The sequence below is a fragment of the Salmonella sp. SAL04213 genome (genome assembly GCF_046550535.1).
In the GTDB taxonomy this organism is placed as follows: Bacteria; Pseudomonadota; Gammaproteobacteria; order Enterobacterales; family Enterobacteriaceae; genus Salmonella; species Salmonella enterica.
On the sequence record NZ_JBGDXS010000011.1, the window covers coordinates 34515 to 60129 of the forward strand.

At 52.4% G+C, this 25615-nt stretch carries 25 protein-coding genes; 15 read left to right on the forward strand and 10 right to left on the reverse strand.

The genetic code is table 11. From position 1 onward, the window contains the following. Positions 1-318 precede the first annotated feature (318 nt). Both ACLJPQ_RS19765 and ACLJPQ_RS19770 read left to right on the forward strand, forming a co-directional pair. Entirely contained in the window at positions 319-2109 is a 1791-nt protein-coding gene (locus ACLJPQ_RS19765; RefSeq protein ID WP_000899639.1) for an aryl-sulfate sulfotransferase, read from the forward strand. Positions 2110-2309: 200 nt separating this feature from the next. Then, positions 2310-2972, forward strand: a complete 663-nt coding sequence (locus ACLJPQ_RS19770) for a TIGR02117 family protein (protein WP_080185081.1) — start codon at positions 2310-2312, stop codon at positions 2970-2972. A gap of 44 nt (positions 2973-3016) precedes the next feature. On the opposite strand, the gene rpmE is transcribed toward ACLJPQ_RS19770, so the two are convergent. Then, a complete protein-coding gene (rpmE, locus tag ACLJPQ_RS19775) occupies positions 3017-3229 on the reverse strand; it encodes a 50S ribosomal protein L31 (protein ID WP_000715284.1) in 213 nt (70 codons plus the stop codon). A gap of 203 nt (positions 3230-3432) precedes the next feature. Between rpmE and priA the strand changes: the two genes are divergently transcribed. The 7 genes from priA (at position 3433) to rraA (ending at position 11422) form a co-directional block, all read left to right on the forward strand. Beyond that, positions 3433-5631 (forward strand): primosomal protein N', encoded by a 2199-nt coding sequence (gene priA / locus ACLJPQ_RS19780; RefSeq protein WP_000109397.1) that lies wholly within the window; start codon positions 3433-3435, stop codon positions 5629-5631. 154 nt (positions 5632-5785) lie between these two features. Then, positions 5786-6811 carry a DNA-binding transcriptional regulator CytR gene (cytR, locus tag ACLJPQ_RS19785; protein WP_000841337.1) on the forward strand — a complete coding sequence of 342 codons (1026 nt, stop codon included), beginning with the start codon at positions 5786-5788 and terminating at the stop codon, positions 6809-6811. Positions 6812-6904: 93 nt separating this feature from the next. Then, entirely contained in the window at positions 6905-7885 is a 981-nt protein-coding gene (gene ftsN, locus ACLJPQ_RS19790) for a cell division protein FtsN (protein WP_080185080.1), read from the forward strand. Between the two features lie 91 nt (positions 7886-7976). Further along, positions 7977-8507 carry an ATP-dependent protease subunit HslV gene (gene hslV, locus ACLJPQ_RS19795; RefSeq protein WP_000208240.1) on the forward strand — a complete coding sequence of 177 codons (531 nt, stop codon included), beginning with the start codon at positions 7977-7979 and terminating at the stop codon, positions 8505-8507. Positions 8508-8516: 9 nt separating this feature from the next. Next, on the forward strand, positions 8517-9848 hold the full coding sequence (gene hslU, locus ACLJPQ_RS19800; protein WP_001293360.1) for an HslU--HslV peptidase ATPase subunit: 1332 nt from the start codon (positions 8517-8519) through the stop codon (positions 9846-9848). A gap of 66 nt (positions 9849-9914) precedes the next feature. Then, on the forward strand, positions 9915-10844 hold the full coding sequence (menA, locus tag ACLJPQ_RS19805) for a 1,4-dihydroxy-2-naphthoate polyprenyltransferase (RefSeq protein ID WP_000139639.1): 930 nt from the start codon (positions 9915-9917) through the stop codon (positions 10842-10844). Positions 10845-10936: 92 nt separating this feature from the next. Beyond that, positions 10937-11422, forward strand: coding sequence for a ribonuclease E activity regulator RraA (gene rraA / locus ACLJPQ_RS19810; RefSeq protein ID WP_000872918.1), 486 nt, complete (start codon positions 10937-10939; stop codon positions 11420-11422). Positions 11423-11643: 221 nt separating this feature from the next. Here rraA and zapB read toward each other — a convergent pair whose 3' ends face one another. Further along, positions 11644-11883 carry a septal ring assembly protein ZapB gene (gene zapB / locus ACLJPQ_RS19815; protein WP_000051370.1) on the reverse strand — a complete coding sequence of 80 codons (240 nt, stop codon included), beginning with the start codon at positions 11881-11883 and terminating at the stop codon, positions 11644-11646. Positions 11884-12281: 398 nt separating this feature from the next. Between zapB and ACLJPQ_RS19820 the strand changes: the two genes are divergently transcribed. The 4 genes from ACLJPQ_RS19820 (at position 12282) to fpr (ending at position 16621) form a co-directional block, all read left to right on the forward strand. After that, positions 12282-13127: an MIP/aquaporin family protein gene (locus tag ACLJPQ_RS19820; RefSeq protein WP_000084285.1), complete on the forward strand. Its 846-nt coding sequence runs from the start codon at positions 12282-12284 to the stop codon at positions 13125-13127. Between the two features lie 20 nt (positions 13128-13147). Next, entirely contained in the window at positions 13148-14656 is a 1509-nt protein-coding gene (glpK, locus tag ACLJPQ_RS19825; protein WP_000136808.1) for a glycerol kinase GlpK, read from the forward strand. Positions 14657-14767: 111 nt separating this feature from the next. Beyond that, positions 14768-15778 carry a class II fructose-bisphosphatase gene (glpX, locus tag ACLJPQ_RS19830; RefSeq protein WP_001250624.1) on the forward strand — a complete coding sequence of 337 codons (1011 nt, stop codon included), beginning with the start codon at positions 14768-14770 and terminating at the stop codon, positions 15776-15778. Positions 15779-15874: 96 nt separating this feature from the next. Further along, on the forward strand, positions 15875-16621 hold the full coding sequence (fpr, locus tag ACLJPQ_RS19835) for a ferredoxin--NADP(+) reductase (RefSeq protein ID WP_000796303.1): 747 nt from the start codon (positions 15875-15877) through the stop codon (positions 16619-16621). A gap of 106 nt (positions 16622-16727) precedes the next feature. Here the strand turns inward: fpr and ACLJPQ_RS19840 are convergent, their stop codons facing one another. Continuing rightward, a complete protein-coding gene (locus ACLJPQ_RS19840) occupies positions 16728-17156 on the reverse strand; it encodes a DUF805 domain-containing protein (protein ID WP_000155237.1) in 429 nt (142 codons plus the stop codon). 100 nt (positions 17157-17256) lie between these two features. Between ACLJPQ_RS19840 and ACLJPQ_RS19845 the strand changes: the two genes are divergently transcribed. Together ACLJPQ_RS19845 and tpiA are read left to right on the forward strand one after the other, a co-directional pair. Beyond that, on the forward strand, positions 17257-17853 hold the full coding sequence (locus ACLJPQ_RS19845) for a YiiQ family protein (RefSeq protein ID WP_000802241.1): 597 nt from the start codon (positions 17257-17259) through the stop codon (positions 17851-17853). Positions 17854-17965: 112 nt separating this feature from the next. Beyond that, positions 17966-18733 carry a triose-phosphate isomerase gene (gene tpiA, locus ACLJPQ_RS19850; RefSeq protein ID WP_001216339.1) on the forward strand — a complete coding sequence of 256 codons (768 nt, stop codon included), beginning with the start codon at positions 17966-17968 and terminating at the stop codon, positions 18731-18733. Between the two features lie 91 nt (positions 18734-18824). Here the strand turns inward: tpiA and ACLJPQ_RS19855 are convergent, their stop codons facing one another. The 7 genes from ACLJPQ_RS19855 to lsrA all read right to left on the reverse strand — a co-directional run bounded on the left by ACLJPQ_RS19855 (position 18825) and on the right by lsrA (position 25497). Further along, positions 18825-19589 (reverse strand): epimerase, encoded by a 765-nt coding sequence (locus ACLJPQ_RS19855; RefSeq protein ID WP_001088047.1) that lies wholly within the window; start codon positions 19587-19589, stop codon positions 18825-18827. A gap of 9 nt (positions 19590-19598) precedes the next feature. Beyond that, on the reverse strand, positions 19599-19889 hold the full coding sequence (gene lsrG / locus ACLJPQ_RS19860; RefSeq protein WP_001543603.1) for a (4S)-4-hydroxy-5-phosphonooxypentane-2,3-dione isomerase: 291 nt from the start codon (positions 19887-19889) through the stop codon (positions 19599-19601). Positions 19890-19971: 82 nt separating this feature from the next. Beyond that, on the reverse strand, positions 19972-20847 hold the full coding sequence (gene lsrF, locus ACLJPQ_RS19865) for a 3-hydroxy-5-phosphonooxypentane-2,4-dione thiolase (RefSeq protein WP_023137066.1): 876 nt from the start codon (positions 20845-20847) through the stop codon (positions 19972-19974). Positions 20848-20875: 28 nt separating this feature from the next. Beyond that, positions 20876-21898, reverse strand: coding sequence for an autoinducer 2 ABC transporter substrate-binding protein LsrB (gene lsrB, locus ACLJPQ_RS19870; RefSeq protein WP_000090737.1), 1023 nt, complete (start codon positions 21896-21898; stop codon positions 20876-20878). 28 nt (positions 21899-21926) lie between these two features. Next, positions 21927-22928 carry an autoinducer 2 ABC transporter permease LsrD gene (gene lsrD, locus ACLJPQ_RS19875; RefSeq protein WP_000981826.1) on the reverse strand — a complete coding sequence of 334 codons (1002 nt, stop codon included), beginning with the start codon at positions 22926-22928 and terminating at the stop codon, positions 21927-21929. Next, positions 22925-23968, reverse strand: coding sequence for an autoinducer 2 ABC transporter permease LsrC (gene lsrC / locus ACLJPQ_RS19880; RefSeq protein WP_080185079.1), 1044 nt, complete (start codon positions 23966-23968; stop codon positions 22925-22927). The genes lsrD and lsrC overlap by 4 nt, the downstream gene beginning before the upstream one ends. Continuing rightward, positions 23962-25497: an autoinducer 2 ABC transporter ATP-binding protein LsrA gene (lsrA, locus tag ACLJPQ_RS19885; RefSeq protein ID WP_001167248.1), complete on the reverse strand. Its 1536-nt coding sequence runs from the start codon at positions 25495-25497 to the stop codon at positions 23962-23964. Before lsrA ends, lsrC begins: the two co-directional genes overlap by 7 nt. Between the last annotated feature and the right edge of the window lie 118 nt (positions 25498-25615).

A 25615-nucleotide genomic window follows, 5' to 3' on the forward strand; every position in this document is an offset into this window, starting at 1 on the left:
TTCTCTTCGTTACTTTCCTGAAAAAAATTCCCGGCATGCCATAACCGATATAATTTTATTATATTTAAACTTCCAATCTTTATTTAAAGTTTCACGTAGCAAAGCGTACATGAATAATAATACACCGCCATATATTTACTGAACAAATAGTATAACGATGAGTATTGTTAAAAAGACCATGGACACCTCATATTTGTGACCAACATCATTATTCCCCTCCGCGGATTGTTTTACTTTTTTAAATGTTTTTTCATCTCCGATAAATAAGAAGGTTAATATACATTCATTTTATCGATAATATCGAATGGGGAAATAAATATGTTATTTACAAGGAAAGTCTTACCTGTATTATGCTGCCTGTGTTTGAGCGGCAGCGTTTTGGCCTCAGGCGTTTTAGACCCAAACAGGCCAATGGTCGCATCAGCAGATGTCATTCCAGTACATGAAGGACCATTAGGTATGGTCGATGTCGCCCCCTACGGCGGCGTTTTCCCATTAACAGCAATCATTAATAAAGCCAATCATAATGTACAGGACGTGAAGGTTACCGTTTTAGGGAAAGGGGAAAAAGGTATCCCGATCAGTTATGATGTCGGCCCGCAGGCTATAAATACCCATGACGGCATACCTGTATTTGGCTTGTATCCAGATTATGTCAATAAGGTTAAAGTTGACTGGACTGAAGAAGGTAAAAAACAAACTTATACGTGGTCCATTTACGCCGCACCGGTATCATTACCCTCTACTACCGGGCAAACTGCCGTTCTTCCTACAGTAGAACCGGTTAAAGTCGATAGCTCGCTTAAAAATCGCTTATATCTTTTTAACCATATAACAGGGATGCCAAGAGCCGGCCACATTATGCATGTCGCAGGCGGCGCGGCGAACTGGGATTATACCGGTATCAACTGGATTAGCGATACGAATGGCGATGTTCGCGGTTATATGAATATTGATAAATTCCGTAACCAGGATGATATAACGCGCTTTGGTTCCATGATGAGCTTCCATCAGGTTAACGATGGCAATCTTATTTTTGGCCAGGGTCAACGTTACTTTAAATATGATTTCTTAGGCCGCGTTATTTCCGATAAACGACTGCCAAAAGGATTTATTGATTTTTCGCACGCCATTACCGAAACGCCGAAAGGCACCTACCTGCTGCGTGTCGCAAAAGAAAATTATCCATTAAATGGTAAATACACCATCAATACGGTGCGTGATCATATTCTTGAAGTTGACCAGAACGGCGATACCGTCGATTACTGGGATCTGCCAAAAATCCTCGACCCCTATCGTGACGACGTTATTCTGGCGATGGATCAGGGAGCGGTATGTTTGAGCGTCGATGCCGAACACTCCGGTCAGGTCATGACCAAAGAGCAGCTTGCAAAACAACCCTTCGGCGATATCGCGGGTTCCGGCCCGGGCCGCAACTGGGCGCATGTTAACTCCGTCAGCTACGATCCTCGCGACGACAGCATTATCATTAGCTCGCGCCACCAGTCTGCCATCATCAAAATTGGTCGCGATAAAAAAGTGAAATGGATACTTTCCGATCCATCCGGCTGGAAAGGCGAACTGGCGAAAAAAGTGCTGAAACCCGTAGACAGCAACGGTAAACCACTAACCTGCGAAGCGCACCACTGCGACGGTGGATTTGACTGGACATGGACACAACATACCGGTTGGTTAGTGCCATCCAAAAGCACCGGAGGTAAAACCGTCGTGACCGCCTTTGATAACGGCGATGCGCGCGGCATGGAACAACCGGCCATGCCATCAATGAAATATTCCCGCGGCGTGGAATATCAAATTGACGAAAAAAATATGACGGTTTCCCAAATGTGGGAATATGGTAAAGAGCGCGGTTTTGACTGGTACAGCGCCATTACTTCCGTCACGGAATATCGCCCGGAAACCAAAACGATGTTCATGTACTCGGCTACAGCGGGAATGAGCGGTACAAAACCGATCGTTTCCGTTCTGGATGAAGTCAAAGACGGTACTCAGGATGTGATGCTGGAGCTAAAAGTACACAGTAACCGTGCCGGTATGCTGGGTTATCGGGCGCTGATTATCGATCCAGAGCAGATGTTTAAAAAATAAAGCGAGATAGTAAAAGTAAAACAGGCGGAAGCTAACTTCCGCCTGAATGGTTAAAACGTATTGTAGTTATGACATTCGCCTTATTACCCTCGAAGAGGAATGCAAAAATATCAATGAATTACCAATCCGGCACCGACCCGATAAACGCAGCGTCATTAGACAAACGCCACAACATACCGCGCCTTTGCTGGTGATATGTCATGAAAAATCTCTTTATCGCCGGGTTAAGTTTATTGCTATATGGCTGCACAACCTTTCCACAAGCCGTAAAACCTACGACAGGCGGACAGCCCTCCCCGACGGAAATCTATATCGTCAGTCATGGCTGGCACACGGAAATTATTGCGCCGGCCCATGATGTTAATACCGTTCTGCCACAGCTTAAAAAACGGTTCGCTCAGGAGACGCAGTGGTATGAAATCGGCTGGGGCGATAAGGGCTTTTATCAGTCACAAGAAATAACCACCGCGCTTACGCTCCAGGCCATGTTCTGGTCATCCGGCGCGGTTATGCACATCGTCGCCTTTTCCGGTCAACCAGAACGCTATTTCGCCGGTAGCGAGATAAAATCACTGCTCCTGCATACAAATCAGCGTAACAGTCTGATGCGTTATCTGGGCCGCAGCTTTGCGCGTGACGCAGAGGGTAATCTGATTCCGTTAAAACAAGGAATTTACGGCGATAGCCAGTTTTACGCCGCGAATGGCCGCTACGGCATACTCAATACCTGCAATAAATGGACAGCGAAGGGGCTGGAAAGCGCGGGACTGACTATAAATCCTTCGTTAAAACTCACGGCAGGAAGCGTAATGAAAGCGATTACGGATCACAGAATGTGTCTGAACAAATACTGTTATCCCTAGAAAACAAAAAAAGCGCCCTGCGGCGCTTTTTTTCTGGCGGTAACTTATTTGCTGCCAGGGATGCTGAAGCGCTTGTTGAAGCGCTCAACACGACCACCGGTATCAACAACACGCTGCTTACCAGTGAAGAACGGGTGGCATTTGCCGCACACGTCCAGGTTCAGGTCGTGACCCACGGTAGAGTGGGTTTTGATAACATTACCGCAAGAACAGGTTGCAGTAATTTCTACGTAATTCGGGTGAATACCTTTTTTCATGGGGAACCTCAGTGTAAGGCCGCGTCGCTCTTCCAGCCCTAACGCCAGACACCACGCGAAGTTAATAGTAAAGGGTTTGATGCTCACAACACGCACCAAAGGCGGCGAATCATACAGAATTTGACCACCGTATGCAAACTGATCCGCGCTCCCTTATCGTAATGTGTATACTACCCGACGAAATTTCAAGTCAGGAAGATGTTATGTCCGTCGCGCACGTTGCCTTGCCCGTTCCGCTTCCCCGAACCTTTGATTACCTGCTGCCGGAAGGCGGGGTCGCCAAAGCCGGGTGCCGCGTGCGCGTGCCGTTCGGCAAGCAGCAAGAGCGCGTGGGCATTGTCGTCTCGGTTAGCGACCACAGCGAATTGCCGCTCGATGAATTAAAATCGGTCATTGAAATCCTGGATAACGAGCCAATCTTTTCTCCCTCCATCTGGCGCTTACTCCTCTGGGCGGCGGATTACTACCACCATCCCCTCGGCGACGTTCTGTTTCACGCTCTGCCGGTTTTACTGCGTCAGGGAAAACCAGCCAGCAACGCGCCCCTATGGTATTGGTTCGCCACCGAAGAGGGGCAAGCCGTCGACATCAACAGCCTGAAACGCTCCGCCAAACAACAACAGGCGCTGGCGGCGCTGCGGCAAGGAAAGATCTGGCGCTATCAGGTAGCCGAGCTTGATTTTACTGACGCCACGCTGCAAACGCTGCGGCGTAAGGGGCTTTGTGAGCTTGCCAGTGAAACGCCCGCGTTTACCGACTGGCGGGAGCGTTATGCCGTCGCAGGAGAGCGCCTGCGGCTGAATACCGAACAGGCGACAGCAGTCGGCGCAATTCACAGCGCGTCGGACGGTTTCTCCGCCTGGTTGCTGGCAGGCGTAACCGGTTCCGGCAAGACCGAGGTGTATCTGAGCGTGCTGGAAAACGTCCTCGCCCAGGGCAAACAGGCGCTGGTGATGGTGCCGGAAATCGGCCTGACGCCGCAAACGATCGCCCGTTTTCGCGAACGTTTTAACGCGCCGGTGGAAGTGCTGCATTCTGGGCTAAACGACAGCGAGCGTCTTTCGGCATGGCTGAAAGCGAAAAACGGCGAAGCGGCGATTGTCATCGGCACGCGCTCCTCGCTGTTTACGCCGTTTAAAAATCTTGGCGTAATTGTCATCGACGAAGAGCACGACAGCTCTTATAAACAGCAGGAAGGGTGGCGCTACCATGCCCGCGATTTGGCAGTGTATCGCGCCCATAGCGAGCAGATCCCGATTATTCTCGGCTCCGCCACCCCAGCCCTGGAAACGCTATGCAACGTGCGGCAGAAAAAATACCGGATGCTGCGTCTGACGCGGCGCGCAGGCAATGCCCGCCCAGCCCTGCAGCATGTGCTGGATTTAAAAGGCCAGCGTCTTCAGGCGGGACTGGCGCCCGCCCTTATCGCCCGTATGCGCCAACATCTCCAGGCCGACAATCAGGTAATTTTATTTCTTAACCGCCGGGGATTCGCGCCCGCGCTGCTTTGCCACGACTGCGGCTGGATTGCGGAGTGCCCGCGTTGCGATCACTACTACACGCTGCACCAGGCGCAGCATCATTTACGCTGTCATCACTGCGACAGCCAACGTCCGGTACCGCGTCAGTGCCCCTCCTGCGGCTCCACACATATGCTACCGGTTGGGTTAGGGACGGAACAGTTGGAGCAGGTGCTGGCGCCCTTCTTCCCCGGCGTGCCGATCTCACGAATCGACCGTGATACCACCAGTCGTAAAGGCGCGCTGGAGCAGCATCTGGCGGAAGTTCACCGCGGCGGAGCGCGCATTCTGATAGGCACACAAATGCTGGCGAAAGGCCACCACTTTCCGGACGTCACGCTGGTGGCGTTGCTGGATGTCGATGGCGCGCTTTTTTCCGCAGATTTTCGTTCGGCGGAACGCTTCGCCCAGCTCTACACTCAGGTTTCCGGCCGCGCCGGGCGCGCGGGAAAACAGGGCGAAGTGGTGCTCCAAACGCACCATCCTGAGCATCCCCTGCTGCAAACGTTACTGTATAAAGGCTATGATGCGTTTGCGGAACAGGCGCTGGCGGAACGGCAAACGCTCCAGCTTCCGCCGTGGACCAGCCACGTCATTATTCGCGCAGAGGATCACAACAATCAGCAGGCGCCCGTCTTTCTCCAGCAGTTGCGTAATCTGATTCAGGCCAGCCCGCTATCAGACGATAAGCTGTGGATCTTAGGTCCGGTTCCGGCCCTCGCGCCAAAACGCGGCGGCCGCTATCGCTGGCAAATTTTACTTCAGCATCCTTCACGGATTCGCCTGCAACACATCATCAGCGGCACGCTGGCGTTGATCAATACGCTCCCGGAAGCACGGAAAGTTAAATGGGTTCTGGACGTCGATCCGATTGAAGGATAGTCCTCACGATGCGAGGCGGATCGTAAAATTAAAGATCCATCACACTTTTTATGAAAATTCTGTAACCGCTTCCACGCACTATCTGATAAAAATGTTTTCGATGAGTGTTACCAGGGATAGATCTGCGCCAGCAGTTCCCAGGCGAGGAGAAAGAGTGAAATCGAACAAGCAGGTTACTGCCGCTACGATGAAGGATGTTGCGTTGAAGGCGAAAGTCTCTACGGCAACCGTATCCCGCGCGTTAATGAACCCCGATAAAGTCTCCCAGTCGACCCGTAGCCGGGTTGAACAGGCCGCGCTTGAAGTGGGTTATTTCCCGCAGTCGATGGGGCGAAATGTAAAACGCAATGAATCCCGTACGATTTTGGTGATTGTCCCGGATATTTGCGATCCCTTCTTCAGTGAAATTATCCGCGGTATCGAAGTGACCGCGGCAGAACAGGGGTATCTGGTGCTGATTGGCGATTGCGCCCATCAAAACCAGAAAGAAAAAACCTTTCTTAATCTCATCATCACCAAACAGATCGACGGCATGGTACTTCTCAGTTCCCGACTGCCCTTTGACGCCAGCGTTGAGGAGCAGCGCAATTTGCCTCCGATGGTGATGTCGAATGAGTTCGCGCCGGAGCTTGAACTGCCGACGGTACATATCGATAACCTGACCGCCGCGTTCAATGCCATGAACTACCTGTTGGATTTGGGCCACAAGCGGATTGGTTGTATTGCGGGGCCGGAAGATATGCCGCTCTGTCACTATCGCTTACAAGGTTACGTACAGGCATTAAGACGCAGTGGCATTGTGGTCGATCCGCATTACATCGCCCGTGGCGACTTTACCTTTGAAGCCGGGGCAAACGCATTAAAGCAGTTGCTTGAGCAACCGTTGCCGCCTACCGCCGTCTTTTGTCATAGCGACGTAATGGCGCTGGGCGCCCTCTCCTGGGCCAAGCGCCAGGGTCTGAAAGTGCCTGACGATCTGTCGATTATCGGCTTTGACAATATCGCGCTGGCCGAGTTTTGCGATCCTCCGTTGACAACCGTGGCGCAGCCGCGTTTTGACATTGGTCGCGAGGCGATGCTGCTGTTGCTCGATCAGATGCAGGGGCAAAATGTGAGCAGCGGCTCGCGTTTAATGGATTGTGAGCTGATTATTCGCGGTTCTACGCGCGCTTTACCCTAAAGTAAATAGCTTTAAGACTCACCTGTCTGGTCAAAGGCCCGCCGCTTCAGTAACATGACGGGCTGACGAACGAATAAATACAGCGAAACGATAGTGGCACAACGAGATTATGTACGTCGCGGCCAACCGGCTCCTTCGCGGCGCAAAAAGAGCACCTCACGGAACTCACGGAAGAAGCAAAGCAACATGCCTGCCGTCTCGCCGGCAATGGTCGCGATTGCGGCAGCCGTCCTTGTGACCTTTATCGGCGGTCTGTACTTCATTACTCACCATAAGAAAGAAGAGTCCGAAACGCTACAAAACCAGAAAGTCACCGGCAATGGGCTTCCGCCAAAACCGGAAGAGCGCTGGCGTTACATCAAAGAGCTGGAAAGTCGCCAGCCGGGCGTGCGTACGCCAACGGAACCGTCCGCCGGCGGCGAAGTCATGAATCCGAATCAGCTCACCAGCGAACAGCGTCAACTCCTGGAGCAGATGCAGGCGGATATGCGTCAGCAGCCAACGCAACTTAACGAAGTGCCGTGGAACGAGCAGACGCCAGAACAACGCCAGCAAACGCTACAGCGCCAGCGTCAGGCGCAGCAGCAGCAGCAGCAGTGGGCTCAAACGCAGCCTGTTCAGCAACCACGTACGCAGCCACGGGTAAACGAACAGTCGCAAACGCGCACGGTACAGTCCGCCCCGGCGCAACCCGCGCGCCAAAGTCAGCCGCCGAAGCAGACGGCCTCGCAGCAACCTTATCAGGATTTGCTGCAAACGCCGGCGCATACCAGCGCGGCAGCGCCAAAAGCCGCGCCCATTACGCGCGCGCCTGAAGCGCCGAAGCCGACAGCAGAGAAAAAAGATGAACGTCGCTGGATGGTGCAATGTGGTTCATTCAAAGGCGCCGAGCAGGCAGAAAGCGTCCGCGCTCAGCTGGCGTTTGAAGGCTTTGACTCCAAAATTACCACCAATAACGGCTGGAATCGCGTGGTTATCGGGCCGGTGAAAGGTAAAGAAAATGCCGACAGCACCATTAACCGTCTGAAGATGGCGGGCCATACAAACTGCATTCGACTCGCCACCGGGGGTTGAAACCCTCAAAATCTCCCCCATCTATACTTGCATTATGCCCCGTACGCCGTACGGGGCCGCAATTCAGCATTAGTAACCAAGGGGTCTGCTCGTGACAACAATAGTAAGCGTACGCCGTAACGGCCACGTGGTAATCGCCGGTGATGGTCAGGCCACACTGGGTAACACAGTAATGAAAGGCAACGTGAAGAAAGTCCGCCGCCTCTACAACGACAAGGTCATTGCGGGCTTTGCGGGCGGTACTGCGGATGCATTCACGCTGTTCGAGCTGTTTGAACGTAAACTGGAAATGCATCAGGGGCACCTGGTCAAAGCCGCCGTTGAACTGGCGAAAGACTGGCGTACCGACCGTATGCTACGCAAACTGGAAGCGTTGCTGGCCGTCGCGGATGAAACCGCCTCGCTCATCATCACGGGTAACGGCGATGTCGTGCAACCTGAAAACGATTTAATTGCTATCGGCTCCGGCGGTCCTTATGCCCAGGCTGCCGCTCGCGCTCTGTTGGAAAATACCGAGCTCGGCGCGCGCGAAATTGCTGAAAAGGCGTTGGATATTGCAGGCGATATCTGCATTTACACCAACCATTTCCACACCATTGAAGAATTGACCGCCAAAGCGTAAGGACCTCTCATGTCTGAAATGACCCCACGCGAAATTGTCAGCGAACTGAACAAACACATTATCGGCCAGGATAACGCAAAGCGTTCCGTGGCAATTGCATTGCGTAACCGCTGGCGTCGTATGCAGCTTGATGAAGAGCTGCGCCACGAAGTAACGCCGAAAAATATTCTGATGATTGGCCCGACCGGCGTCGGTAAAACCGAAATCGCCCGTCGTCTGGCAAAACTCGCCAACGCGCCGTTCATTAAAGTCGAAGCCACCAAATTCACCGAAGTGGGCTATGTCGGGAAAGAAGTGGACTCTATCATCCGCGATCTGACCGATGCCGCGGTGAAAATGGTTCGCGTACAGGCTATCGAGAAAAACCGCTATCGTGCGGAAGAGTTGGCGGAAGAACGTATTCTCGACGTACTGATCCCACCCGCAAAAAATAACTGGGGCCAGGCCGAACAGCAGCAGGAGCCTTCTGCCGCCCGTCAAACGTTCCGCAAAAAACTGCGCGAAGGCCAGCTCGACGATAAAGAGATCGAGATTAACCTCGCCGCCGCGCCGATGGGCGTAGAGATTATGGCGCCTCCGGGCATGGAAGAGATGACCAGCCAGTTGCAGTCTATGTTCCAGAACCTGGGCGGTCAGAAACAGAAACCGCGTAAGCTGAAAATTAAAGACGCGATGAAACTGTTGGTTGAAGAAGAGGCTGCTAAGCTGGTCAACCCGGAAGAGCTGAAACAGGACGCTATCGACGCGGTTGAACAGCACGGCATCGTGTTTATCGATGAAATTGACAAAATTTGTAAGCGTGGCGAAACCTCCGGCCCGGATGTTTCACGCGAAGGCGTACAGCGCGACTTACTGCCGCTGGTAGAAGGCTGCACGGTTTCGACCAAACACGGGATGGTCAAAACGGATCATATTCTGTTTATCGCCTCTGGCGCGTTCCAGGTGGCGAAGCCGTCTGATCTGATCCCGGAACTGCAGGGCCGCCTGCCGATTCGCGTTGAACTTCAGGCGCTGACCACCAGCGATTTCGAACGCATTTTGACCGAGCCAAACGCCTCCGTCACCGTGCAGTATAAAGCGCTGATGGCAACTGAAGGCGTCAATATCGAGTTCACCGATTCCGGTATTAAACGTATTGCCGAAGCCGCCTGGCAGGTTAACGAAACCACCGAAAACATCGGCGCGCGCCGTCTGCATACCGTACTGGAGCGTCTGATGGAAGAAATTTCCTATAACGCCAGCGATCTGCACGGCCAAAACATCACAATTGATGCGGAATATGTGAGCAAACATCTGGATGCGCTGGTCGCAGATGAAGATCTAAGCCGTTTTATCTTATAATCGCGTCCAATGCATTTTCATCACTGTTGATGGGGCTGAAAAGCCCCATTTTTATTGGCGCTAAATATGACTGAACAACAACAAATTAGCCGCACCCAAGCCTGGCTGGAAAGCTTACGACCCAAAACCTTACCCCTCGCCTTCGCAGCGATTATCGTCGGTACGGCCCTGGCATGGTGGCAAGGCTATTTCGATCCTCTGGTCGCGCTGCTGGCCCTTATCACCGCCGGGCTGCTGCAAATTTTATCCAACCTCGCCAACGATTATGGCGACGCTGTCAAAGGCAGCGATAAACCGGATCGCATCGGGCCGCTGCGGGGGATGCAAAAAGGCGTCATCACCCGGCAGGAGATGAAGCGGGCGTTAATCATTACCGTCGTGCTGATCTGTATCTCCGGACTGGCGCTGGTGGCGGTCGCGTGCCATACGTTAACCGATTTTGTCGGCTTCCTGATTTTGGGCGGGCTGTCGATTATCGCCGCCATCACCTACACCGTGGGTAATCGGCCCTACGGTTATATCGGGCTGGGTGATATCTCTGTCCTGGTATTCTTTGGCTGGCTAAGTGTCATGGGGAGCTGGTATCTCCAGGCGCATACGCTGATTCCGGCGCTGATTCTCCCGGCCACCGCCTGCGGTTTACTGGCGACGGCGGTGCTGAATATTAATAACCTGCGCGATATTAATAGCGACAGAGAGAACGGCAAAAACACCCTTGTAGTACGACTGGGCGATGTCAACGCGCGTCGTTATCACGCCTGCCTGTTGCTAGGCGCGCTGCTCTGTCTGGCGCTGTTTAATCTGCTCTCGCTACACAGTCCGTGGGGATGGTTGTTTATTCTGGCCGCGCCCTTGCTCATTAAACAAGCGCGCTACGTAATGCGCGAAAGGGAGCCTGCGGCAATGCGCCCGATGCTTGAACGTACCGTTAAAGGCGCGTTGTTAACCAACCTGTTATTTGTGATTGGGATACTCTTAAGTCAGTGGGCCGTTTAACTGACAAATATCAATTAACAATTGATGATTTTGCCAACAGTATACTTAGCGCGATATACTAAAAATTCTCGCAGCAACTGAACGTTAAGCCTATGAAATACGATACTTCCGAGCTTTGTGACATCTATCAGGAAGATGTCAACGTCGTGGAACCGCTGTTCTCTAATTTTGGAGGGCGGTCGTCGTTTGGCGGACAAATCATCACGGTAAAATGTTTCGAGGACAACGGGTTGCTGTACGATCTGCTCGAACAAAATGGCCGTGGTCGGGTTCTGCTGGTCGATGGCGGCGGTTCTGTCCGTCGTGCATTAGTCGATGCGGAGCTGGCGCGTCTGGCCACGCAAAATGAATGGGAAGGGCTGGTTATCTATGGCGCGGTGCGTCAGGTGGACGATCTGGAAGAGCTGGATATCGGCATCCAGGCGATCGCCGCCATTCCGGTTGGCGCCGCAGGTGAAGGCATTGGGGAAAGCGATGTGCGCGTCAATTTCGGCGGCGTGACGTTCTTCTCCGGCGATCATCTCTATGCCGACAACACCGGGATTATCCTTTCCGAAGACCCGCTTGATATCGAGTGATCAAAAAAGGCGCCGTAAGGCGCCTTTTTTATGCGTTGTCGCTGATTGCCGGATGGCAGCTTACGCCTTATTCGGCCCACCGGTGTCCGCATTCTAAATCCTCTATAGATTTCGCGTCAGGGCAAGGCGGCAAGTAAGTGAATCCCCAGGAGCATAGGCCACTATGTGACTGGGGTGAACGCACGCAGCCAACGCCGCCATAACGTGAAATATGACGAGGATTAGACTTCTTCCATACGACCAAGCAGCGCCTGCAAACGTTCCTGCCAGCCGCTCTGCTGTTCCTTCAGAGAATTATTTTCACGCTCGAGTTCTTCACGCTGATGCTGTGCAGACTGCACTTCCTGCGTCAGGCTGTTGTTCTTTTCTTTCAGCTCTTCAATTTCCATCTGTAACAGGGTGATGGTGTCAATCGCCTGCTGTACTTTTGCTTCCAGTTTCTCAAACACTTCTAAAGACATGATCTTACCTCTCCTGAATTGCAAGGCGACGCTTCACGTAAACGCGCACAATATATAGTGTCGATTGTATGAAGCCCCGCTCTCGCTGTCCAGCGACATACCGCGTAGATCGCGGTTTGCAGCAATTTTCATCCATCTCCTGGTAACATTCATTCAATAACTTAAAAGTGTTAACATATTGGTTAATGAAATGATTCAATTCACTCTCTTCTGCTGTCTCAAAATGCGCCTCATGGCGCGATAACGCTCATTTTATTGACGCAGTACACACATTTTGATTTCGATATTTCTCGTTTTTGCTCGTTAACGATAAATTAACAGTGTGCCTACAGGGCATCGTGGATGTCCATGACTTCCTCGCATACCAATAATCATTACATACTCTTCAGGATCCGATTATGAGTCAAACATCAACCTTAAAAGGCCAGTGCATTGCTGAATTCCTCGGTACCGGGTTGTTGATTTTTTTCGGTGTGGGTTGTGTCGCTGCGCTTAAAGTTGCCGGAGCTACTTTTGGACAGTGGGAAATCAGCGTCATCTGGGGTCTGGGGGTAGCGATGGCTATCTACCTGACGGCAGGTGTTTCTGGCGCACACCTGAACCCGGCAGTGACCATCGCACTCTGGCTATTTGCCTGTTTCGACAAACGTAAAGTTGTTCCTTTTATTATTTCTCAAGTTGCCGGCGCCTTTTGCGCAGCGGCGTTAGTTTACGGGCTTTATTACAATCTTTTTGTGGACTTCGAACAAACCCACCATATCGTCCGTGGCAGCGTTGAAAGTCTCGATCTCGCAGGCATTTTCTCAACTTACCCGAATCCTCATATCAATTTTGTGCAGGCCTTCGCGGTTGAAATGGTGATTACCGCTATTCTGATGGGGCTGATTCTGGCGCTGACCGACGACGGAAACGGCGTACCTCGCGGTCCGCTTGCGCCACTGCTCATTGGTTTACTGATCGCCGTTATCGGTGCCTCTATGGGGCCGTTGACCGGGTTTGCGATGAATCCGGCGCGTGACTTTGGCCCCAAAATGTTCGCCGGGCTTGCCGGCTGGGGTGAAATTGCGTTTACCGGCGGTAGAGACATTCCTTACTTCCTGGTGCCGCTGTTTGGCCCCATCGTCGGCGCCATTCTGGGCGCGTTTGCTTATCGCAAATTTATTGGCCGTCATTTGCCGTGCGATACCTGCGTCGTGGAAGAGAAGGACTCCACCGCGACCACACAACAAAATGCTTCGCTGTAATCTGATTACGGGACAAAATTATGACTGAAAAAAAATATATCGTTGCGCTCGACCAGGGTACCACCAGCTCCCGCGCGGTCGTTATGGATCATGACGCGAATATCGTCAGCGTATCACAGCGTGAATTTGAGCAAATTTATCCTAAGCCAGGCTGGGTAGAACACGACCCGATGGAAATTTGGGCGTCCCAAAGCTCAACGCTGGTAGAAGTGCTGGCTAAGGCCGATATCAGTTCCGATCAGATTGCCGCTATCGGTATCACCAACCAACGTGAAACCGCGATCGTCTGGGAACGTGAAACCGGCAAACCGATATACAACGCTATTGTCTGGCAGTGCCGTCGTACCGCCGATATTTGCGAACAGCTTAAACGCGACGGCCTGGAAGATTACATCCGCGACAATACCGGTCTGGTCGTCGACCCGTACTTCTCTGGCACTAAAGTGAAATGGATCCTTGACCATGTGGAAGGTTCGCGCGAACGCGCGAAGCGTGGCGAGCTGCTGTTCGGTACGGTGGATACCTGGCTTATCTGGAAGATGACGCAGGGCCGCGTCCACGTTACGGATTACACCAACGCCTCACGAACCATGCTATTCAACATCCATGATTTGGACTGGGACGATAAGATGCTGGACGTGCTGGATATCCCACGCGCGATGCTGCCCCAGGTACGTAAGTCCTCCGAAGTCTACGGCCAGACCAATATTGGCGGTAAAGGCGGTACACGTATTCCTATCGCCGGGATTGCCGGGGATCAGCAGGCCGCGCTATTCGGTCAACTGTGCGTAAAGGAAGGAATGGCAAAGAATACCTACGGCACCGGCTGCTTTATGCTGATGAACACCGGCGAGAAAGCGGTAAAATCGGAAAACGGCCTGCTGACCACCATCGCCTGCGGCCCAAGCGGCGAAGTCAACTATGCGCTGGAAGGTGCGGTGTTTATGGCGGGAGCGTCCATTCAATGGCTGCGTGATGAAATGAAGCTCATCAGCGACGCGTTCGACTCCGAATATTTCGCCACGAAAGTGAAAGATACCAACGGTGTCTACGTGGTTCCGGCCTTCACCGGTCTGGGCGCGCCGTACTGGGATCCGTATGCCCGCGGCGCCATTTTTGGCCTGACTCGCGGCGTGAACTCTAATCACATTATCCGCGCGACGCTCGAATCCATCGCTTACCAGACCCGCGACGTACTGGAAGCGATGCAGGCCGACTCCGGCATCCGCCTGCACGCTCTGCGTGTGGACGGCGGCGCAGTAGCCAACAACTTCCTGATGCAGTTCCAGTCAGATATTCTCGGCACGCGGGTGGAACGCCCGGAAGTGCGCGAAGTGACCGCGCTGGGCGCCGCCTATCTGGCTGGTCTGGCCGTCGGTTACTGGCAGAACCTGGACGAGCTGCAGGAAAAAGCCGTCATCGAGCGAGAATTCCGCCCCGGCATTGAAACCACCGAGCGTAACTACCGTTATAGCGGCTGGAAGAAAGCGGTTAAACGCGCAATGGCGTGGGAAGATCACGACAAGTAAGGTCGCCATCCGGCAAAATCTTTGTGCGGGGGCAACTCCGCACACACATCAATTATTCCCTCCTTCCCCTGTGCTACACTGCGCGCCACTCCTTTTTGCTACGAGTTTGTTATGAGACGAGAACTTGCCATCGAATTTTCCCGTGTGACCGAAGCGGCGGCGCTGGCTGGCTACAAATGGCTGGGACGCGGCGATAAAAATACCGCGGACGGCGCGGCAGTCAACGCCATGCGTATCATGCTCAACCAGGTCAACATTGACGGCACCATCGTGATTGGCGAAGGCGAAATCGACGAGGCCCCGATGCTCTATATCGGCGAGAAAGTCGGTACCGGCCACGGCGATGCGGTAGATATCGCCGTCGATCCGATTGAGGGCACGCGCATGACGGCGATGGGTCAGGCGAACGCGCTGGCGGTGCTGGCGGTCGGCGATAAAGGCTGCTTCCTGAATGCGCCCGATATGTATATGGAAAAACTGATTGTCGGTCCGGGCGCCAAAGGGGCGATCGATCTCAATCTGCCGCTGGCGGATAACCTGCGCAACATCGCGGATGCGCTGGGTAAACCGCTTGGCGATCTAACCGTGACCATTCTGGCAAAACCGCGTCATGACGAGGTCATCGCAGAGATGGCCAAACTGGGCGTACGCGTGTTTGCCATTCCTGACGGCGACGTCGCGGCCTCCATTCTGACCTGTATGCCGGATAGCGAAGTCGACGTGCTGTACGGGATTGGCGGCGCACCAGAAGGCGTGGTATCCGCAGCGGTGATCCGCGCGCTGGACGGCGATATGCAGGGGCGTCTGCTGGCGCGCCATGACGTGAAAGGCGACAGCGAAGAAAACCGCCGCATTGGCGAACAGGAACTGGCGCGCTGCAAAGCAATGGGCATTGAAGCGGGCAAGGCGTTATGCCTGGGCGACATGGCGCGTAGCGATAACGTTATTTTCTCCGCGACCGGCATCACGAAAGGCGATCTACTGGAAGGAATTAGCCGGAAAGGCCATATTGCCACGACGGAAACGCTGCTGATCCGCGGCAAATCACGCACCATCCGCCGCATTCAGTCGATCCACTATCTTGATCGTAAAGATCCGGATGTGCAGGCGCATATCCTCTAGCGCATTTGTTAGTTAGAGCCTTCCAGCCTCGCGGGGCTGGAAATCTTTCTCCTGACGAACGAAGATAAGGTTAGCGATTCAGAACAGGAGAAAACCATGGCCGATTGGGTAACAGGTAAAGTCACTAAGGTGCAAAACTGGACTGACGCACTGTTCAGCCTGACCGTTCACGCCCCCATTAATCCTTTTACTGCAGGCCAATTTACCAAACTCGGACTGGAGATCGATGGCGAGCGCGTTCAGCGCGCGTATTCCTATGTGAATGCGCCTGACAATCCGAATTTAGAGTTTTATCTGGTGACGGTGCCGCAAGGAAAGCTCAGCCCGCGGCTGGCGGCGCTAAAACCTGGCGATGAGGTGCAAGTGGTCAGCGACGCGTCGGGTTTCTTTGTACTGGATGAAGTGCCTGACTGCGAGACGCTATGGATGCTGGCAACCGGAACCGCTATTGGCCCGTATTTGTCTATTCTGCAATATGGCCAGGATGTCGCGCGCTTTAAAAATCTGGTCTTGGTCCACGCCGCACGCTTCGCCGCCGATTTAAGCTATCTGCCGCTAATGCTGGAACTGCAACAGCGTTATGAAGGCAAGCTGCGCATCCAAACGGTGGTCAGCCGGGAGAGCGTGCCAGGCTCGCTTACCGGACGCGTGCCAGCGCTCATTGAAAACGGCGAGCTGGAAAAAGCCGTTGGATTACCGATGGATAAAGAGACCAGCCACGTCATGCTGTGCGGGAACCCGCAGATGGTGCGCGATACGCAGCAACTGCTGAAAGAGACCCGACAGATGACTAAACATCTGCGCCGCCGACCGGGGCATATGACGGCTGAACATTACTGGTGATGTTTTACCGAATGGCGGCTAGGGCTTATCCGGCCTGCAAATCATCACCAATCTGTGGGCCCGGTAAGCGTCTGCGCCACCGGGCAAATTACGGTTTACCGCCCGTTTACGGTTCTGCTTTAAACTTCACGTCCTGTGTCGCTTTCCCAAACTTATTTTCCCCCTGAACACCGACAAACGCGCCCAGATCGATAAGCATCATCACCAGGATCAGCGTCGGAATAAATCGCCCGACGACCCACTGCCACATCCCCGGCAGCATCACCCAGTTTCCGGCCAGCAGCATCCACGCCAGAATCATCAGCAACGCCCACGCGCCGGATCGCCCCCGGTCATGCAGACGTTTGACCATGACGGCGGCGGTCGGCCACAGCAGGCACACCAGGCAAAATGCCGCCGTTTGGATATCAAGCAGATTTTTCCCCGCCAGCGAAAATAGCGCCAGCATCCCGGCAAACCAGAGGCCGATCCAAATCCAGAAATCACGGCGTCCGATACGCCCTTTAAATGAGAATAACCATTGCTGTATGGTCATGTAAGTTCCTTATATTTTGCCTTCCGCTACAGTTTACCCTTTTGACAAGCCCGACAGTTATCGTTTTAATCGTGAGCAGTCCTAACGAAAGGTAAGATTGATGAAGCCAGGATGTACTCTGTTTTTACTGTTGTTTTCTGCTCTCACCGCCAGCATAACGGCGCACGCGCAGCTCTCTTCATCGACCACGACAGCGCCCTATCTGCTGGCGGGCTCGCCAACCTTTGATCTTTCTATTAGCCAGTTTCGTGAGAACTTTAACCGCCAGAATCCCGATCTGCCGCTCAATGAATTTCGCGCCATTGAGAATAGCCGCGATAAGGCGAATCTGACCCGCGCCGCCAGTAAGATTAACGAAAATCTGTATGCCTCCACGGCGCTGGAGCGCGGTACGCTCAAAGTGAAAAGTATGCAGATTACCTGGCTGCCCATTCAGGGGCCGGAACAGAAAGCGGCGAAAGCGAAAGCGCTGGAATATATGGCCGCCATTATTCGCACTGTCGCCCCGTTGCTGACAAAAGAGCAAAGCCAGAAAAAACTGCAAAAGATGCTTATCGCCGGTAAAGGTAAACACTATTACGCCGAGACCGAAGGCGCGGTACGTTATGTTGTCGCAGATAACGGCGAAAAGGGGCTGACCTTCGCGGTTGAACCGATTAAGCTGGCGTTATCTGAAAATCTGGAAGGGGCGAATTGATGACAAAAAGCAAAGCCTTTCCGGGGATGAATCTCTATACTGTTTCACAGACCATGCTGCTCTGACGAGCGGCCATCTTCCTTAATTCGCTGACTAAGCGTGGAGAAATGAAATGCGACATCCTTTAGTGATGGGTAACTGGAAACTGAACGGCAGCCGCCACATGGTAAACGAACTGGTGGCTAACCTACGTAAAGAACTGACGGGCGTAGCAGGCTGCGACGTGGCAATCGCTCCGCCGGAAATGTATATCGATCTGGCGAAACGCGCTGCTGCCGGCAGCCACATCATGCTGGGCGCGCAGAACGTTGATCTGAATCTGTCTGGCGCATTCACCGGTGAAACTTCGGCTGAAATGCTGAAGGATATCGGCGCGCAGTACATTATTATCGGCCACTCCGAGCGTCGTACTTATCACAAAGAATCTGACGAGCTGATCGCCAAAAAATTCGCCGTACTGAAAGAACAAGGTCTGACGCCGGTACTGTGCATCGGTGAAACCGAAGCGGAAAACGAAGCGGGCAAAACAGAAGAAGTATGCGCACGCCAGATCGACGCGGTACTGAAAACGCAGGGCGCGGCAGCCTTTGAAGGCGCGGTTATCGCTTACGAACCCGTATGGGCGATCGGTACCGGTAAATCTGCAACTCCTGCGCAGGCGCAGGCAGTTCACAAATTCATCCGTGACCACATTGCTAAAGCTGACGCAAAAATCGCTGAACAGGTCATTATCCAGTACGGCGGTTCTGTTAATGCGTCCAACGCAGCCGAACTGTTCGCGCAGCCGGACATCGACGGCGCACTGGTAGGCGGCGCTTCTCTGAAAGCTGACGCCTTCGCCGTGATCGTGAAAGCAGCAGAAGCTGCTAAACAGGCTTAATTGCCAATCAATGTCTGATGGCGCTGCGCTTATCAGGCCTACCAGCCGAGTGCTTATGTTGGCCTGATAAGGTAAAACCGCCATCCGGCATTTATGCTGTGGAGGGTAAGAAAGTAGTATCCCCGGCAACCTTAAACATCGCCCTCCAGCTCCGCGTATTCTCAGCCAGCCGATCATCACGAAATAACGCACTACCAGAAACAACACGATCGATGCCCTGTGCAATCAACGAAGGCAATTGATCCTGCGTTAACGACCCATCAATAACGATAATTTTACCTTCGCGTTTATCACCAAGTAGACAGAGAAGCTGTGCCACGCGCTCATGCAAATCACTGGAGCGCATTTTACTGCCGTATCCAGGGTTCACTGCCAGTAGTTGAATAACCTCAACGTCGCTCAGAATGGGGATAATGACATCCAGAGGCGTTGCCGGGCATAAACTAATCCCCCGGATCACCGGCATTTCACCGCCGATAACGGGCACGGTCTGCTGACCAAGCCAGCTTAGCGTATGATGCAGATGAATATCGCCTTCAGCCTGAAGCGTGATGCAGTGTGCGCCCGCCTTCACGCAGGCTTGCGCCGCCGTCCATTGATCCGCTACCATCAAATGAACATCTTTGATAAAGGTTTGCGGCAGTTGCCCAACTGCCCATGGCCCAACGGTAAACTGCGGGCAAAATTGACCATCCATCAAATCCAAATGCAACAGCGGCTGGTTTAGCGCTTCCAACTGTTGCAGATAGCGATGCAACGCAATCCACTGCCCTGCCAGAATACCCACACTAAGCGGATATGACGCTAACAATGCCACACATGCTTCGCGCGTTAATCCGGCAAACTGGCTGTTCATGAGCGCTCCTTAAGGCATCAAACCCATAAAAACTTTTTTTGTCCGCGGACCGGTCATCAACGGTTCAAGCTGCTCCACGCAAGTTTTGTAGTGTGGCGTTGTCTTGTGAAAAGCGACGGCCTGTTCATCAACGTAGGCTTCATAAATATAAAATCGCGTAGGCACCTGCGGATCCTGCAGAACATCAAAACGCAAGTTACCCGGCTCTTTAATTGAGCCCAGATGATTTTGCCGAAAAACATCGATAAATTGTTCAACCTTGTCATCATGAACGTTAATTTCAACCAGCGTAACGTGCATCATTAACCCCCTGATTATTCCAAATAAAATAACAGTCATCCCCATCTCCTCGCATCGGTAAAAGATGGGGAAGCGATCTCATTTAACCTTTCTCACTCAAAAACAGCTCATAAGCACGCTCTGCTGTTTCGTTATGATGAACGACAGCATGTACCGCTTTAATCATGGCTACCGGATCTTCTGACTGGAATATATTACGCCCCATATCTACGCCAGAAGCCCCCTGGTCAATCGCCTGATAGCACATTTCCAATGCTTCACGTTCAGGCAGTTTTTTACCGCCGGCGATGACAATCGGCACCGGACAACCTGCCGCAATACGCTCAAAACCTTTATCGACATAATACGTTTTGATAATTTGCGCCCCCATTTCCGCAGCGATACGCGTTGCCAGTGAAAAATAACGCTGGTCGCGAGCCATATCTTTACCCACCCCGGTCACTGCCATTATTGGCATCCCGACGCGTAACCCGGCATCAATCAGTTGAATAATATTTTTAATCGACTGATGTTCATGCTCACTACCAATATAAACCTGTGCGGCAGCAGCACAGCTATTCAACCGCACAGCGTCATCCATCGCCACCGCAACCGCCTCATTGCTTAATTCAGTGAGAATAGAATTCGCCCCGGACGCGCGTAAAACGACTGGTTTATTGATTGCCGGAGGTACCACACTGCGTAATATGCCGCGAGTACACATTAAGACATCAGCATATTCAAAGAGCGGCGCAATATTGATATCAATACGCTCAAGTCCGGTTGTCGGCCCCTGGAAATATCCATGATCAAAGGCCAGCATGACCGTTTTTCTGGTCTTGGGATTAAAAATCCTCGCCAGTCTGGACTGCATTCCCCAATCCAGCGCGCCACAGCCTTTTAATGTGAACAAAGTGTTAGTTTGTGGTTTATCGGTGTGAAAATCTTTGCCATCTTTAATATCATCTAAATCAGCCATTCTTTACTCCGTCGATACATAACAGTTATCAGAAATCATATTTGTCGATATTGTCTTTGTTGAAAATGACACGCTCCGGCAATAACACAATGCCGTTACCTTTTGCCTCATAGTGATATCCCTGCTCACTATTAGGTGAAACGGTGACTTTGCCGATACCGGGAATATCCAGTGAGTCACCGACATTCATTGGCATATTTTTCAGCAACGCGTTGGCGACATATACGGAAATTTTTCCCTGTTGGACGACATCCCACAGGCCAAACTCTTTAACAGTGCCGCGCTGAACATAAGGGCGCATTACATTCGGCGTACTAAAACCAACAATCGCGAGATTATTGCGTTTAAGGTTCTCCGCCGCCTGTGCAGCAGCAGGTAAAGCGTTAGCGTCAGGCGCGATGATGGCATCCAGATCGGGATACGCTTTGATGATACCTTCCGCCGTCTGGAGCGATTTCGTGGCATCGTTATAGCCAAACTGGGTAGTGACTATCTCCCACCCCGGATGTTCCTGGCTAATTTTGGCTTTAGCTTCTTTCACCCACTGGTTCTGGTCGGTCACCGTTGGGCTGGAATAGAAGAAAGCGACTTTCGCTTTCTCTTTGTCCACCTGATGAGCGGCCATCTCTACCAGCATGCTGCCGAGCTGTTTTGGCGTCCCTTGATTGATATAGTAAGAACGGCACTCCGGCTTGGTATCGGAATCCCAGGTTAATATTTTCACGCCTCTTTGCATTGCCCGCTTCAACGCCGGGCACAGGCCATCAGGCGAAACGGCAGAAACGATAATGGCGTCATACCCCTGATTGACAAAGTTATTCACCAGTTGAACCTGGCCTGAGACGCTGGGCTCTGTAGGGCCATCGTAAGTTACGTCAATGCCCAGCGCTTTTCCCGCTTCCTGCGCGCCATTGCCGCCGCTGGTAAAAAAGCCCACGCCAACCAGTTTGGGAATAAAAGCAATCCGCTCTGCCGCCTGCACGGTCATTGCCGCAGATGCCAGACCAAACGCAGTGAGTAAGGCGATCATTTTAATGCTGTGTCTTGCCATTTTTTTCTCCATAAATTTCAAAAGGAAATCATGCCTGATGCGCATTGCGACGGCGTGAGTACCATTCAAGGATTTGGTGACGATGCAAACTGACGGAACGACCAACGACAACAACAATGAGAAGCGCACCGGACAATGCGCTGGAAATTTGATTCGGCACTCCGGCCATCTGTAGCCCCTGCTGTAAAAATCCCACCAGCAGCGCCGCCAACGCGGACCCCATAATCGACCCGGAGCCGCCATAAATATTGGCGCCTCCCAGCACAACCGCCGTAATGGCCGGCATCAGGAAAGAGGCGCCCAGATCCGAACGTGCGGAGCCAAAGTAAGAAACCAGTAATACGGCGGCGATAGCGGAGGCGCATCCGGTCATGGCATACACGGTATACAACGTGCGATTCACCGGGATCGCGCTGTACTGCGCGACACGGGCGCTCTGGCCAATCAGGAAAACGTTGCGTCCCATATGCGTGCGATGCATGAGCAGCCAGAAAAACAGACAGCACACAAGAAAAAAAATAAGCGGCATAGGAATACCAAGAAATGAAATATTGGCAAAGTCAGTGAACGCTGTGGGAAATCCACCAATACCTTCATAACCTGTGGCGCCAGCCATACCAGATAACAATAATGCGCTACCACCAAATAAATACATGGTTCCCAGGGTAATCACTAACGGGTTTACGCCGGTATAAATAATAAGTCCGGCATTTATCAGCCCACATATTGCGCCAAGTAGTAGGGTAATAATAATCGCTAAAGGTAGCGGCATACCGAGCTGAAAAAGCACACCCAGGGTAATCGCGCATAGCCCGATTGTAGAACCAAATGAAATATCCATACCACCGCTGACAATAACCATTGTTAGCGGCAAAGCGACAATACCGATACAAATAAAATCGCTAGTGCTAAAAAGTAAGACATTAATATCTAATAAACGTGGATTAATCAGACCGAAAGCCAGAATTTCAAAGATCAATAAGGCTGCCAGCGCAATTTCCCAGCTATAGCGTCGCCATGGATTCATCATGCCACCTCTTTGTTTTTATTCTGTTGTGCGTGCGTTTTTGCTTCCGCCTGTAGTGGAGTGGGTGGTGATATAAAACGGGCATATTTCTGGCGGCGCAGATTGCGTTGTAATGCGCAACGCAGCCGCCCATCGAATACCAGTACGCCCAACAATACCAGGCCGGCAATAAAATCGTTCCACCAGGCAGGGATACGCAGCAGCACTAACACACTATCGATTTGCGTAAGAAAATAAGCGCCGAGAATAGCGCCGATGACCGTGCCTGACCCGCCTAACAGGCTAATTCCCCCCAATACGCAGGCCGCGATGGCTTTCATTTCCAGCCCCGTGCCGGTTTGATTGGGAATGAAGCCAATCTGCGAGGAAAACACGATTCCAGCCAATGCCGCCATACCGCCATTAAGTGAAAATGCCATGATGCGTACCATCTCGGTACGGACACCCAATTGCCGGGCGCCCTGCAGGTTATCGCCGGTGGCGTAAAAATTGCGGCCAAAGGCGGTTTTCGCCAGGAGCCAGGCCATAAGCAGCGCTAACACCAGGGTAAACCAGCCGATTGCGGAAATTCCCAGAAACACCGGAGCAGAGAGTTGCTTTAAGCCTGCGGGTAATCCTTCAATCCATTTCCCCCCTGTCCATAGCAGCATGATCCCACGATACAAGCCCAGCGTTCCCAGCGTGGCGACAATGGCGGGTATCTTCAACCAGGCAACCAGTACGCCATTAAAAAATCCGGCGAAAATTCCTAATATTAGTGTGGCCAGGCAGGCGACCGGCAGGCTATAGCCGGCGTTTAACATCACTCCCAGCAATACCGCGCACATGCCTGTCGTCGAGCCCACCGATACATCAATATTGCGGGTGAGCATTACCATCGTCGCGCCAATCGCCAACAGCATCAAAATTTGCGCGCTACTGAAAACCATTGTCAGCGTTTGCACGCTCAAATACTGGCTATCCAGCGCGCCAGGAAACACGAATAAACAGACTATTGCCAGCAGTGCCGTCGCTTCCCGGTTATTTTGGATGAATTTCAACATGTTGCCTCCGACGCACCATGTTCGCCAAACGCAACGTGCATGATGGTATCAACGTTAATTTCCTCGCCGCATAACGCAGGCCCCCCCAGTTCCCCCTGGTGCATGACATATACGCGATCGGCCATCTGCTCTATCTCTTCCAGATCGGAGGAAATAAACAGCACCGCGACATTTTGTTGCGCGATACTGCGCAACAGCTGATAAATATCGCTGCGGGCGGAGACATCGACACCGCGGGTCGGTTCATCGACAATCAGTAATTGCGGAGAGGCCTCCAGGCATTTGGCAATCAATACTTTTTGCTGGTTACCGCCGGATAAAGTACGCGCCGCCTGTTCGGCATTATTGAGTTTGATATTTAACGCGCGGTGGTAACGTTCAAGGGTGGCGTTATCCCGCTGGGGCTTTATCCAAAATCCTTTTTGGTTGTGGGTCAGCGAACAGACATTCCATGCCAGGGAAGCGTCAAGATACAGCCCGGATGACTGCCGATCTTCCGGCAAATAGACCAGGCCGAGCTGCAACCGCTGTTGGGTTGTCAGGGCGTTAATTTCTTCACCATTGAACAGCATCCGCCCCGCATTGACCGGTCTAATACCGTACAGCGTTTCAGCCAGTTCTGTGCGTCCCGCGCCGACCAACCCGGCCAGACCAAGGATTTCGCCTGCCCGCACCTCAAGGTTGATATTCATAAAACCTTCGCCCGTCAGTGACTCCAGCGCTAATACCGTCGCGCCGCGTTCGTTCTGCGGGCGGCTGCCAGGCAATTCCAGCCACAACTTTTGATTCGCAGAAAGACTGACGCCCTGCGTTGCCGGGGTGATAGCTTGAATAATCTCGTCGGTAGAAAGGTCATGCGTTTTTCCGAATAATGCGATTTTACCGTCACGCATCACGCTAACGCAGTGAGCTAACTGTCTAATTTCTGGTAGCTTATGAGAAATAAATACAATTCCGACACCCTTTTTCAGCAACTCTTGCAGACGCGTAAATAATCGGTCAGTTTCGGCTGGCGTTAACGACGCCGTGGGCTCATCAAGAATTAAGATTCGCGAGTCGCGCATCAAGCCGCGCATAATTTCAACGATCTGGCGGTCTGCAACATCAAGCGTACCCGCAGCGCTCGCCGGATCGAGTTGGCATCCCATCGCCTTTAATAGCTGCTGCATTTTTTCCGTGGAGGCCTGACGTCCCTGCAAGCCAAACAAGATATTTTCCCGCACAGATAAACTCGGAAATAACAGAGGCTCCTGGGGAACCAGGTAAATGCCATACTGGTGCGCCTTCAGAGGCGTTAAATGACTGCAACGCACACCAGCAATATCGATAGTCCCTCCATCTGGCGGGACTATACCGGCAATAATCTTCATTAATGTTGATTTACCCGCACCATTGCCGCCAAGCAATGCGTGCACCTCTCCCGCATGCAGAGTAAAGTCAATTCCCTTTAGTACTTCGACGCCGGAATAACTTTTATAAATGTTCTGCACACAAATCAGAGGGGATGCAGTATTGTGACTGATTTGCATGTTGCCTCCGCTCCCTCAATGTTGACTGACGGGACTGAACAAATGTTTTTTGAAAAAGAAATTGTTCAAAACGGTAGTAGTTATTTGGTCAAAAAACTCTCATCCAGATCACGTTTTC